Raw genomic sequence first — 13,405 nt, 5'->3', positions numbered from 1 at the left:
AGTATGTCAAGAAAGTGAAAGTTAATCGCTCAGATCCTCAGTTGATTTTGTCAACTTGATAGAAGTTGTTTGTTGTTTTCCATCACGATAGAATGTGACCTTGATTGTATCATTGATTTGGTGAGAATAGAGGGCGGATTGTAAATCTGCCGTTGACTCGATATCTGTATCATCGATCTTTGTGATGACATCATAACGTTGCAATTTATCTGAAGCAGGCATATTTTCAAGTGTTGAACGAACTAGTACTCCTCCAGAGATTTTTTCAGGAAGTTTTAATTGGCTTAAATCAGAAGTTGAAAGGTTGGATAAATCCATCATTTGGATTCCAAGAGCTGGTCGAACTACTTTTCCTTTTTCTTCTAGCTGCTTGATAATATTGACAACATCATTTGCAGGAATTGCAAATCCCATTCCTTCTACTGAAGTTTGTCCGTTATTTGAAATTTTACTTGAGGTAATCCCAATGACTTGTCCTTGAATGTTGATTAATGGACCTCCAGAGTTTCCTGGGTTGATGGCTGCGTCTGTTTGTAGAGCGCGTGTAGAGATATTTTGTCCATTATCAGCTTTCAAATTCACATTGCGACCTTGGCTAGAAATGATCCCTTGAGTAACAGAATTCGCATAATCAGTTCCAAGAGGGCTACCGATCGCAATTGCAGTCTCACCGACTGTTAATTGGTTTGAATCTCCAAATTCAGCTACTGCCTTTGCTTTATCCGCACTAATGCGAACGACTGCAATATCAGAATAGACATCTGATCCAACTACTTCTCCGGGGACTTTATTCCCATCTGCTAAAAGAATATCTACTTTTTTAGCACCATTGATTACATGGGTATTGGTAACAAGGTAGGCATATTTTCCTTCTTTTTTATAAATGACCCCAGAACCTTCACTAGAAATTTGTGAGTCAGAGTTTTCTTCTTTTTCAAATAACCCTTGATTCGAAGAATCAGAATAAGTAATCACAGAAACTACAGCATTTTTCACCTTATCTACGGCCTCACTAGTTGAGGTTGTATTTTTATAAGCTGTTTTAACAGTGGTTGAGTGTACTTGCTTACTTTCAGTATTTGAAGTAGAAGAATGAGAGGTTTGTAAGGTTAAAAAGGTTCCAAGAATCCCACCTAGAAAACCTACAACGAAAATGAGGGTTATGTTTCCAAGTTTTTTCAGTAAATTAGATGAAGATTTCATATTTTTCTCCTAAGGATATCAAATTATCTAAAGTATAGAAAAACTTTCTTAATTATATCTTAAATAACTAAACTTATCCACAAATTGTGGATAAGTTGTAGAATTTAGTTGAGAAATGGCTTTAAAAAGGACTTTATAGAATAGATTTCCTTTCTATAGCTGTGGATTATTTGTGGAATTGAAGAATTATGCTACAATAGGGAAATGAAAATTAAATTGATAACCGTTGGAAAATTAAAAGAAAAATACTTAAAAGATGGGATCGCGGAGTATATTAAAAGGCTTGGTCGATTTGCAAAAGTAGAACAGGTTGAGTTAGTTGATGAAAAAACTCCAGATCGTGCCAGTCAACTCGAAAATCAACAAATCCTTGAAAAAGAGGGGGAACGAATTCTCTCTAAGATTTCAGATAAGGAATATGTGATTGTATTAGCCATCGAAGGAAAACAATTTCCTTCAGAGAAATTTAGTCAAACGATTGACCAGATTATGACATCTGGTTATTCAAACCTTACTTTTGTTATTGGAGGCAGTCTTGGTCTGTCTCCTGAAGTGAAAAAAAGAGGAAATCTATTAATGAGCTTTGGTCAATTAACTCTTCCTCATCAGTTGATGAAATTAGTGTTGGTGGAACAAATCTATCGTGCTTTCATGATTCAACAGGGGAGTCCTTACCATAAATAACCTTGACGCTCCTTCCTTTTTCTGCTAAAATGAAGTAAGTTCGGTCTCATAGCTCAGCTGGATAGAGCATTCGCCTTCTAAGCGAACGGTCGCAGGTTCGAATCCTGCTGGGATCAAATGAAAGATGCAGCTTTTGCTGCATCTTTTCTTTTATGTAAAAATGTATAAATTTTCATCATCTATTAATTTTTGTATAATTCACTATAGACAAATAGTAACGGAATGATTTATTAGGAATATTTTTAAAAAGAACTAACAATCCCTATATAGTGCAAAGTGTAGATTATATAAATTGTGTAAAATAGTTTTCATTCATGTAACAAAAACATTAAAAACATTACAATTTTACCGATTCCCTTTAATTTTAGGCTATTTTATATTATAATTTTTTGTATATAAAATTTTATTTTTTTATAATAATACTAGAGTATAATAAAATAGAAAAAAACAAAGTGGGAGAGTTTGTGTGATTCAGTCATTAATCTTGTCTTTTCTCTTGGGAGGGATCATTGTTCTGACGTTTGCATTAGTGGACGAAAAAATCTATCAGGAACATCAATTTGCATTTATCTTTCTGCTGAGCACCTTTGTTCTTCTTTTTGAAAGTCTCTTAGTATTTTTAGATGTGACTTTATTTTCAAATATTCGACTCTCTGATTTAAATATGCTCTTATGGCCGGTTTATTTATATCCTTATTATCATTATGCCAATCGGACGAATCGCTTGTGCGCCATTTTTTATTCTTTTTTTACTTATTTAGCGGTTGAAGGAACAGCAACTTTTCTGACGATAATTGTCTCTTCAGTAATAGGAGATGCTGTTGTAGCAGCTTACTCGATTGTCTACAATATGTGTATTCGTTTGCTTTCTTTAGGAATCATTTTGAAGTTAATTGACTTATTTGAATTTGATTTCACTCCTTTTTATGAGAAAGAATTTGAAAAATATTTAAAGAGACTCATCTGTGTCTATTTTGCTATATTTGTAGTGATTAATTTTGCTTTATGGATTAGTGAACAAGCGCAATTTAAAAATTTTGGGAGCATGTTGGCAACGATTTGTTTTTTCTCTTTTGTAGTCAGCTTATTCCATATGAAAATCGAGCGAGATCAGTATCGTAAAAATTTAGAACTGGAGTATAAAGAATTTTCTGAGCAACAAATGAGTCGGTATATGGCTGAAATTCAAAGTCTCTATTCTATTGTTAGGGGATTTCGTCATGATTTGGGAAATTTAGTTATTTCTATGTCATTAGCTATTGAGGAAGAAAATATTCCAGAAATACAGAGAATTCATAGAGAAGTATTGGAAAAAGGTTATAAAGAGATCAATACAGAAGCATTATCAGGATTCAACTTGGTCAATATCAAAGATTCTGCTTTACGAAGTATTTTGATTCGAGGCTGGTTGGATGCAAGAGATGCTGGGGTGGAAATGACTTTTGAAACGAGTGAACCAATCGAGCAACTACCAGTTGATTTATTAGATATCGTGAGAATCGTTGGGATTCTGGTGACAAACGCTTTGGAAGCTTCAAAAGAAGCAGAAGAAAAGAAAGTTCATATTGCTATTTTCTCTATTTCAAAAATTGTTTACTTAGTGATTCATAATACAACAAATGAAATCACTTTTGATATTAGAAAAATATATGAAGAAGGCTATTCGACAAAAGGAGAAAATAGAGGACTAGGATTAAATAATGTGAGAAAAATCTTAGCAAATTATGGAACGATGTTTTTAGAAACAGAATTGCAAGGAAATCGTTTTTTACAAGTTTTGAAGATTGGAGGATACGAACAAGAATGAAGATTTTTTTATTAGAAGATGAGCTCTCTCAACAGATACGGGTAGAAAAACATATTGCAGAAATTGCTAAGGAATTAGAAATTAAACTTGAAGTGATTTCTACCGGTAAAATTTCGGAATTTGAAAATTATATCCAGCATTCGGATATCCACCAATTATATTTTCTAGATATTCATATCCAAGACAATGAGTATTGTGGGCTGGAAATTGCTCAAAAAATACGAGAAGCAAATCCTTATGCCATTATTGTTTTTATTACTACAAAATCAGAATTCGCTTCGATTACCTATCGTTATAAAGTATCTGCCTTAGATTTTATTGATAAAAATTTGAATGAAGATTTATTTAGATTAAAAATTAAGGAGTGTATTGAGTACCTAACGACTATTCAAATTGGAAATGATGATTTGACAGATTATTTTGAGTATGACTTTAAGGATAAAAAGATAAAAATTCCATTTAAGGATATTCTTTATATTGAAACTGTTGGTTCGGCTTATAAATTAAACTTAGTTGGGAAAAATTTTCAAAAAGAAATTGCGGGAAGTTTATCAGATGTCTTGGAGAAAGATGTGGAGGAGAGATATTTCAGTCCCCATCAATCTTTTATCGTGAATAGAAGTATGATCATTGGAATGGATAAGAAAAAGAAACAGCTACTGTTGAAAGAAGGCTATTCTTGTCCAATCTCAAGAAGCAATATCAAACGTGCCAAAAAATTAATTGAAGAGCAAAATTTAGAATTTAGTGCTTGACAATTAGTTAAATTTTGATATAATGGGATATGTTCTGTTAATGAATATATGGTCCGTTGGTCAAGGGGTTAAGACACCGCCTTTTCACGGCGGTAACACGGGTTCGAATCCCGTACGGACTATATCTCATTCCGCCATAGCTCAGTTGGTAGTAGCGCATGACTGTTAATCATGATGTCGTAGGTTCGAGTCCTACTGGCGGAGCTAGTATAGCACCCATTTGGGTGTTTTTTTGTTTTGAAAAAGGCTAGGATAATTACTATCCTAGCCTTTTATTTATAAGTGAACCGATGGTTAGATTCCTTAACTTTTTCGTCTTTTTATTTGTCTCCATTCGTAGAGGAAAAAGAGAATGATTCCAACGAAAAAGGCAATGAGTCCTTCAATGAAGCCTTGGGGAACAAATGTTAAGGTGACTGTTCCGGATCCTTTTGAAACACGAACTCCCATTAATCCTTTCTGGATGCGATGAATTTTGATAGGTTTTCCATTTTGTTTAGCTGACCAGCCTTTATCATAAGGGAGTGTAAAAATAAGGGTAGTGTCTCTATTTGCGTTATAGGCTGCTACCAATTTGTTTTTCTTTTTGTGAATAGCAACTTCTTGCTGACGAATGCTAGCGATAGCTTGTGTGTATTGGTCAAGATCCAGAGCAAAAAATTCTGGTGTATCAAAAGAGACTGTCGAATTTTCTGGAAAACTCATACGAATAGTAACTGTTTCCTCTGTGTCAAAATGGCCAATCGAAAAGAATGGAAAGGCATTATCAATGGTATAGCGTTGAGTCTGTCCATTGTAGCTGATTTCAATATCTTTCCGATCATCGTTTGAAAATTGTAAATTTGGAACATTGACATATAGTTGGCTATGGGCAGGAACCGTTACTTCATATTGAATACTTGCGTAGGATAGATGACTATCTTCTTCAATTTTTGCAGTTTGCAACGAAGATGTAGTATTTTGTGAAGTAGGCGAGAGAATATTTAATTTCTTATAAAATTTATATTTTTCATCTGTGATTTGATGGATGAATCGTGTCTGATTATCCAGTGTCAAATTCGTAAAGGAAGTATTTTTATAAGGTTTTGCTGACAGAAAGGCGATTGGTAAGGCATATTCGTTTTCTGAAAGTGAGACTCCATTTTTGGTTGCAATCTCTTTAAATCCAAATTTTTGAACAGGTTGTTGGCTTAAATTATAGCGAACACCAAATAGACTATCCATTAAAATAGAATTGTTTTGGTATCGAAGATTGAGGTTAGTTCCTTCAGATTTAAATCCTAGTTTGTCCAATGTCGAGCTAGCATCCGTATTTCGTACAGATGAAAATTGAGAAATTCCATTATAACCATACTTCATGCTATCATTGCCCGTTTGTGGCTGTAGAATCTCAGTCCGATAATTAGAGTCTGTCTTCTCTCTTACTAAGGATTGGATGGCTTTTAAGTCTCGTTCATAGGATGACCGAGAAGCAAAGACCCATTCATTCGCAATTCCTTCCATTTGATAATAACTATTCACCGATAATTCAAAGATGGAGAAAAAAAGGATCGAAAGATAGAAAAGTCTAGGCGGTATCTTTTTTAGGATAAATCCTAAACAGACCAAATAGAAAGCAATTAAAAATTCAAAAGTAACAATAAAATTGACAGCATCTAAAAATTTATAGTGACTGCTGTAAAGGACAGTTGCTCCAAATCCTAGAATAAGGAGGAAATTAGCAAGACTAAAACGAATCCAAGTGATCTCCTCTATTCGATTTAGTACTTCTCCTGCCATCAGAATAATCGTCAAAGAAAAGATCCAAGAGTATCGATGAAGAAACATATTTGGCGCGTGCATACCTTGCCAAAGGAGATCTAATAATTGAAAACGAAAACTCAAAATAAGAATGGTCAAGAGTATAAAGTAAGAAAGTTTCACGTGAAACTTGATCGACTTTACAAAGAAAAAGGTGATCGCTAATAGAAGTGGAAATAATCCCACGTAGATCATTGGAATTGATCCATATTTAGTAGTGTCAAAACTTCCAATGAAATTTTTCGCAAATACGTCAAGATACCAACTTTTTTCTGTAAAGATACTGTCAACCTTTGAAAAACTTTCTCCATGAGTGCGTAAATCTAAGAAGGTTGGATATAACATCACAAGGCTTGTTATAACTGATAAAAGAGATACAATCACAAAATGAAAGAAGCGTTTTCCAATTCCTTTGATGTCCCATGACAGTTGTGTCAAGTACCATAAAATAAGAAAAATAGACATCATAAACCCAAAATAATAATTTTGGATAAACAAGCTGGTTAAGCTGATAAAGTAGAGAATCTCTCCCTCATTGTAAATGAGTTTTTTGAATCCATAAAGAATTAATGGTGCTAGGATAAAAACATCTAGCCAAGTTTTGATTTCAATTTGGCTGATAGCAAAGCTCATAAGAGCAAATGATGTTGAAAGGGTAAGAACCAGGAATCTAGGAATTTTAGAAAACATTCCATGCAAACTAATATAAGTGCTTAATCCAATAGCTCCAAATTTAAGAAGAGTGATGAGATAAACAGCATCTGGCATGGATTGTGCATTAAAGAAGTAGACAAGAGGAGAAAAGAAACTTCCTAGATAATAGCTACTGAGTGCATAGAAATTAATGCCTAATCCACTTTGGAAACTGTAAAATAGGCTATCTGTCCCATGTAAAATATTTCGAAGTGTGGTATCAAAAATGACATACTGATGATAACCATCTCCTAATAAGGGGGATGTATCACTGTTCCAGTAGATTCCTTGTGAGAGGTAAATAAAGAACATCATGATAGCTGGAATCAGGAAAGAAGATACTATAAAAAGGGATGTTTTTAGCTTTGTTTTATTCATATATTTCTACTGAAAGAGCCTGAAATCATTATTTCAGGGCTCTTTATTTTTATGATTGACTCCAAAGTTCTTTCACTTTTGCTTGAACTTCTTCATTTTCAAGAAACTCATCATAGGTTTCATCAATACGATCGATTACGCCGTTTTTTGAAAGAACGATAATATGGTTGGCGAGTGTTTGAATGAATTCGTGGTCATGGCTAGCAAAGATAATCGATTCTTTAAAATTCTTCAATCCATCATTCAAACTTGAAATAGACTCCAAATCCAAGTGATTGGTTGGATCATCCAGTACAAGAACATTTGACTTGAGGAGCATCAATTTAGACAACATGACACGAACTTTTTCTCCCCCTGACAAGACGTTGACAGACTTGTTAACTTCGTCACCCGAAAAGAGCATCCGTCCTAAGAAACCACGAAGGAAAGTATTGTCATCTTCTTCTTTACTTGCAAATTGACGAAGCCAATCAAGAATACTTTCACCACCTGCAAAATCACGACTGTTGTCTTTTGGTAGATATGATCGACTAGTTGTAACTCCCCACTTGACAGTTCCTTCATATTCAATATCATCCATCAATGCACGGATCAAAGCGGTTGTTTGAATATCGTTCTGTCCGATAAGGGCGGTTTTGTCACCAGGACGTAAGATAAAGCTGATATTGTCAAGGATAGTTTCACCATCAATCTTGACAGAAAGATTTTCAACTGTCAAGAGATCGTTACCAATTTCTCGTTCTGCCTTAAAGTTGATAAATGGGTACTTCCGACTAGATGGAACAATTTCTTCAAGTTCAATCTTGTCAAGCATTTTTTTACGCGAAGTTGCTTGTTTTGATTTTGAAGCGTTGGCTGAGAAACGTGCGACAAACTCTTGCAATTGTTTAATTTTTTCTTCAGCTTTTGCATTTCTATCTGCTTGTAATTTTGCTGCAAGTTCAGAAGATTCTTTCCAGAAATCATAGTTTCCGACGTAAAGTTTAATTTTTCCAAAGTCGAGATCCGCCATATGGGTGCAGACTTTATTCAAAAAGTGGCGGTCATGGGATACAACGATAACCGTATTTTCAAAATCAATCAGAAAATCTTCTAACCAGGTAATGGATTGAATATCCAATCCATTGGTCGGCTCGTCCAAAAGAAGGACATCTGGTTTACCAAAAAGGGCTTTAGCTAAGAGAACTTTCACTTTATCCCCATTGGCTAACTCGCTCATAGTTTGATAATGAAGGTCTTCTGAAATATTTAGATTTTGAAGCAATTGAGATGCTTCACTTTCTGCTTCCCATCCACCAAGTTCGGCAAATTCACCTTCAAGTTCAGCTGCACGGACACCATCTTCATCAGAGAAATCTTCTTTCATGTAGATAGCATCTTTTTCCTTCATAATGTTGTAGAGCTTTTCATTTCCCATAATGACAACATCGATGACCCGCTCGTCTTCGTAGTCAAAGTGATTTTGACGCAAAACAGACAAACGTTCATCAGGGCCAAGAGAAATATGACCAGTTGTTGGTTCAATATCTCCAGCTAAAATTTTTAAAAAGGTTGACTTTCCAGCACCGTTGGCACCGATGAGACCGTATGTATTTCCCTCTGTAAAGTTGATATTGACATCGTCAAACAATTTTCGATCACTAAAACGTAGTGAGACGTCTGATACTGTAAGCAATGATATTCTCCTCTTTCTATAATGTCTTCATTTTACTAGAAAATAGGGGAAAATTCAACTTTTTTACTGTCAATTTGTTTTTACAACTATGTAAACGAAATTGACAGTTTAGTAAAGTGTTAATTCCTTACAAACATAGAGGATAGACTAACATTTTCAACTAGAAAGTGCTATAATGATAGGGATAACGATTAAGGAGAAGAGTATGACAAAACCCATCATTCTGACAGGAGATAGACCGACAGGAAAACTCCATATCGGCCACTATGTTGGTTCTTTAAAAAATCGCGTCTTGTTGCAAAATAAAGACGAGTATAATATGTTTGTTTTCCTAGCAGACCAGCAAGCTTTGACAGACCATGCAAAAGATCCAAAAACGATTGTAGAATCTATTGGTAATGTTGCTTTGGATTATCTGGCAGCTGGACTAGATCCTGAAAAAGTTACGATTTTCATTCAAAGTCAGATTCCTGAATTAGCGGAATTGACAATGTATTACATGAATCTAGTATCTTTGGCGCGACTTGAAAGAAACCCAACTGTAAAAACCGAGATTTCTCAAAAAGGTTTTGGTGAGAGTATTCCAACAGGATTTTTGGTATACCCTATTTCACAAGCAGCCGATATCACAGCATTTAAAGCGAATTTTGTTCCAGTAGGAAATGATCAAAAGCCAATGATTGAACAAACTCGTGAGATTGTTCGTTCCTTTAATCATGCTTATAATACAGATACTTTGGTGGAACCGGAAGGGATTTATCCTGAAAATGAAGCAGCTGGTCGCTTACCTGGTTTAGATGGAAATGCTAAAATGTCTAAATCGTTGAATAATGGCATTTACCTAGCTGATGATGCAGATACTTTAAAGAAAAAAGTGATGAGTATGTATACTGATCCTGATCATATTAAAGTAGAGGATCCAGGAAAAATCGAAGGCAATATGGTATTTCATTACCTGGATGTATTTGGCCGTCCAGAAGATGCAGCTGAAATTGCAGAAATGAAAGAACATTATCAACGTGGTGGACTTGGTGATGTAAAGACCAAACGATATCTTTTAGAAATTTTAGATCGTGAATTAAGACCGATTCGTGAAAGACGACTTGAGTTTGCAAAGGATATGGGTGAGGTATACTCTATTCTTGAAAAAGGAAGTGAGCGTGCTCGAAATGTAGCTGCTCAAACATTGGATGAAGTAAAATCAGCGATGGGAATTAGCTATTTTAAAAAATAAAACGACTTCATTAAAAGCGAACATTTCTTACTGTTCATTGATAATTTACCAATAAATGATTGACAAATTGCCATAGAATGGTATGATATTAACAATAAAAATTCGAGCCTTGCTCAAATAAAAAGAAAAGAGGATCCAGCTAATGTCTAATTGGGACACAAAGTTTTTAAAAAAAGGGTTTACATTCGATGACGTGCTTTTGATTCCAGCAGAAAGTCACGTATTGCCTAATGATGCAGATTTAAGTACACAATTAGCAAGTAATTTACGCTTGAATATCCCAATCATTACTGCTGCCATGGACACAGTGACTGAAAGTCAAATGGCAATTGCAATGGCACGTGCTGGTGGACTTGGTGTTATCCATAAAAACATGTCAATTGAGCAACAGGCAGATGAAGTACGCAAAGTAAAACGCTCTGAAAATGGAGTTATCATTGATCCGTTCTATTTGACTCCGTCTCATACAATTGCAGAAGCAGATGAGTTGATGGGACGATATCGAATCAGTGGTGTTCCTGTTGTTGAAACACTTGAAAATCGTAAATTAGTTGGTATCCTTACAAACCGGGATTTGCGTTTTATTTCTGATTACAATCAACCCATTTCAAATCATATGACGAGTGAAAATTTGGTGACTGCACCGGTTGGAACTGATTTGGAAACAGCTGAACGCATTCTACAAGAGCACCGTATTGAAAAATTACCATTGGTAGATGAAAATGGTCGTCTTTCTGGCTTGATTACAATCAAAGATATTGAAAAAGTTATTGAGTTCCCAAATGCGGCTAAGGATGAATTTGGTCGTTTGCTTGTGGCTGGTGCCGTAGGGGTTACTTCAGATACTTTTGAACGTGCAGAAGCTCTTTTTGAAGCTGGTGCAGACGCAATTGTCATCGATACTGCTCATGGACATTCTGCGGGTGTTCTTCGTAAGATTGCAGAAATTCGTGCCCACTTCCCAGATCGTACCTTGATTGCAGGAAATATTGCAACTGCTGAAGGTGCTCGTGCATTATTTGATGCAGGGGTAGACGTAGTTAAAGTCGGAATTGGTCCAGGATCAATCTGTACAACTCGTGTTGTTGCAGGGGTTGGTGTTCCTCAAGTGACTGCTATTTATGACGCAGCCGCTGTAGCTCGTGAATATGGAAAAACGATCATTGCTGATGGTGGTATCAAGTATTCAGGAGATATTGTCAAAGCACTCGCAGCTGGTGGAAATGCAGTAATGCTTGGTTCAATGCTTGCAGGTACAGATGAAGCACCAGGTGAAACAGAAATCTTCCAAGGTCGTAAGTTTAAAACATACCGTGGTATGGGATCTATTGCAGCAATGAAGAAAGGTTCTAGCGACCGTTACTTCCAAGGATCTGTCAATGAAGCCAATAAATTAGTCCCTGAAGGAATTGAAGGACGCGTTGCTTATAAAGGTTCTGTAGCAGATATGGTCTTCCAAATGATCGGTGGTATTCGTTCAGGTATGGGTTATGTTGGTGCAGCAACCATTCAAGATTTACATGATCATGCACAATTTGTCGAAATGAGTGGCGCCGGATTGAAAGAAAGCCATCCTCATGATGTGCAAATTACAAACGAGGCTCCTAACTACTCGGCACAATAAATTTACACATTTGTAAACAAAAACAACAGCATCTTGACAGTATTGTCAAGATGCTGTTTTGATATGACCGGCTTGAACAGTGAAAATTTTCAACTCTTCAGGCAGTTCTTTTAAATGATCAAGAGTGGTCGTTGTAATAAATGTTTGAATATTATTAGAGATAGTTTCAAGTAGTTGAAGTTGACGATAATTGTCAAGTTCGCTCATGACATCGTCAAGTAATAAAATAGGCTTTTCTCTTGTGATTTCTTCCATCAATTCGATTTCTGCTAATTTTAGAGAGAGAACAACACTTCGATGCTGGCCTTGACTACCAAAGGTAGCATTCATATTATTGATAAAAAATGCCAAATCATCCCTGTGAGGCCCAATACTTGTTGTTTTTCTAAAAATATCCTTCTGACGGTTTTTTTCCAACATAGAGAGAAACTGCTCTTCTATATCATTTCCTTCTTCAGAAAAAACAGTTGACTGATATTGAATAGATAGGTCTTCTTTGTTGTCAGAAAGTCGAGTGTGTTTTTCTTTTGCTTTAGCTTCTAATTTTTTAATAAACTCAAGCCGATGATGGATGACGCGACTTCCAAAACTAGCTAGTTGTGAATCTAAGACCTCCAAAAATGTAGCATCAATTTTTTCTGAATTTTTTAGATAACTATTTCTTTGTTTCAGTACATGGTTGTATTGAGATAAGTCGGATAAATAGAGAGGTTTCATCTGACCTAATTCAATGTCAATAAACTTTCGACGCCCTGCAGGTGATCCTTTGATCAGTTGCAAATCTTCGGGTGCGAAAAGGACAACATTCATATGGCCAATATAGTTCGATAATTTGGCTTGTTTCAAATGATTTACCTTAGTTATCCGACCTTTTGTTGTCAAGGAAATTTCTAATGGAAGGGGACCAGTTTCTCTTTGTAATTGACCAGACACTTTAAAATCGGTGGATTCAAAATAGATGAGATCTCTATCATTTCGTGTTCGATGACTTCTGGTTAAAGCTAGAAAATAAATTGATTCGAGAATATTAGTCTTTCCTTGAGCATTTTGACCTAGGAAAATATTTAATCCAGGATGAAACTCGACTTCTAGTTCTTGATAATTACGAAAATTTTGAATGGATAAGTGTTTTAACCACATTACGAGATACCAGGAAAGCGAATCGCTTTTTCTTTTTTGTTAGACTTTTTCGGTTGTTTCTTTTGTTGTTGATTGAGTTGCTTGACAAGTTTAGCAACACGTTCCTTTTCTTCCTTCTCTTTAAGATGCTCTTCTATTTCTTCTTGAGAAGGTTCAAGAATGGTGATAGTTATGCTCAGTTCAGGAATGTCAATTTGATCATTGACACGAAGTTTACGGCCTCTCCGTTGTTCTGATTCACCATTAACAAAGACTTCTTTTTCTTGAAGAAAGGCTTTGATTGCACCACCACTCTGTATAATACCGAGTTCTTTTAAGATTGCTTGTAATGTAATAAAATCATCAAATAATTTGTAATTCATAGTTCACCTCTTTGCGTGTTATTATACCATATTTTTAGTTTTTCTAGGGT

Annotated in this window: 10 protein-coding genes and 3 tRNA genes; 8 read left to right on the top strand and 5 right to left on the bottom strand. The window is 35.4% G+C overall.

Annotation, left to right across the window (positions count from 1 at the left end; genetic code table 11):
- Positions 1–21 precede the first annotated feature (21 nt).
- On the bottom strand, positions 22–1,203 hold the full coding sequence (locus QM870_RS08625) for a S1C family serine protease (protein ID WP_023920001.1): 1,182 nt from the start codon (positions 1,201–1,203) through the stop codon (positions 22–24).
- A 204-nt stretch (positions 1,204–1,407) separates the two neighbouring features.
- Between QM870_RS08625 and rlmH the strand changes: the two genes are divergently transcribed.
- From rlmH to QM870_RS08595, 6 genes are all read left to right on the top strand, one after another.
- Entirely contained in the window at positions 1,408–1,887 is a 480-nt protein-coding gene (gene rlmH / locus QM870_RS08620) for a 23S rRNA (pseudouridine(1915)-N(3))-methyltransferase RlmH (RefSeq protein WP_003009233.1), read from the top strand.
- Between the two features lie 42 nt (positions 1,888–1,929).
- Positions 1,930–2,003, top strand: a tRNA-Arg gene (locus QM870_RS08615).
- 350 nt (positions 2,004–2,353) lie between these two features.
- On the top strand, positions 2,354–3,694 hold the full coding sequence (locus QM870_RS08610) for a sensor histidine kinase (RefSeq protein WP_201089494.1): 1,341 nt from the start codon (positions 2,354–2,356) through the stop codon (positions 3,692–3,694).
- Positions 3,691–4,449 (top strand): response regulator transcription factor, encoded by a 759-nt coding sequence (locus tag QM870_RS08605; RefSeq protein ID WP_003009229.1) that lies wholly within the window; start codon positions 3,691–3,693, stop codon positions 4,447–4,449. The genes QM870_RS08610 and QM870_RS08605 overlap by 4 nt, the downstream gene beginning before the upstream one ends.
- A gap of 50 nt (positions 4,450–4,499) precedes the next feature.
- A tRNA-Glu gene (locus QM870_RS08600) sits at positions 4,500–4,571 on the top strand.
- Between the two features lie 8 nt (positions 4,572–4,579).
- A tRNA-Asn gene (locus QM870_RS08595) sits at positions 4,580–4,653 on the top strand.
- 99 nt (positions 4,654–4,752) lie between these two features.
- On the opposite strand, the gene QM870_RS08590 is transcribed toward QM870_RS08595, so the two are convergent.
- Positions 4,753–7,320 carry a YfhO family protein gene (locus QM870_RS08590; RefSeq protein WP_414369310.1) on the bottom strand — a complete coding sequence of 856 codons (2,568 nt, stop codon included), beginning with the start codon at positions 7,318–7,320 and terminating at the stop codon, positions 4,753–4,755.
- 49 nt (positions 7,321–7,369) lie between these two features.
- Positions 7,370–8,995 carry an ATP-binding cassette domain-containing protein gene (locus QM870_RS08585; RefSeq protein WP_049486042.1) on the bottom strand — a complete coding sequence of 542 codons (1,626 nt, stop codon included), beginning with the start codon at positions 8,993–8,995 and terminating at the stop codon, positions 7,370–7,372.
- Between the two features lie 205 nt (positions 8,996–9,200).
- On the opposite strand from QM870_RS08585, the gene trpS reads away from it, so the two are divergent.
- Entirely contained in the window at positions 9,201–10,229 is a 1,029-nt protein-coding gene (gene trpS, locus QM870_RS08580) for a tryptophan--tRNA ligase (RefSeq protein ID WP_414369308.1), read from the top strand.
- 142 nt (positions 10,230–10,371) lie between these two features.
- Positions 10,372–11,853, top strand: a complete 1,482-nt coding sequence (guaB, locus tag QM870_RS08575; protein WP_003009220.1) for an IMP dehydrogenase — start codon at positions 10,372–10,374, stop codon at positions 11,851–11,853.
- A 45-nt stretch (positions 11,854–11,898) separates the two neighbouring features.
- Here the strand turns inward: guaB and recF are convergent, their stop codons facing one another.
- The gene (recF, locus tag QM870_RS08570; RefSeq protein ID WP_070664936.1) at positions 11,899–12,993 is read right to left on the bottom strand and encodes a DNA replication/repair protein RecF; all 1,095 of its coding nucleotides are present in this window, start codon (positions 12,991–12,993) and stop codon (positions 11,899–11,901) included.
- Positions 12,993–13,355, bottom strand: a complete 363-nt coding sequence (gene yaaA, locus QM870_RS08565) for a S4 domain-containing protein YaaA (protein WP_070664938.1) — start codon at positions 13,353–13,355, stop codon at positions 12,993–12,995. Before yaaA ends, recF begins: the two co-directional genes overlap by 1 nt.
- Positions 13,356–13,405 lie beyond the last annotated feature (50 nt).

This window comes from Streptococcus parasanguinis (genome assembly GCF_047463195.1).
GTDB classification, from domain to species: domain Bacteria; phylum Bacillota; class Bacilli; order Lactobacillales; family Streptococcaceae; genus Streptococcus; species Streptococcus parasanguinis_R.
The sequence above is the reverse complement of the archived record's forward strand: the minus strand, read 5'-3'. Positions and strand labels throughout refer to the sequence as shown.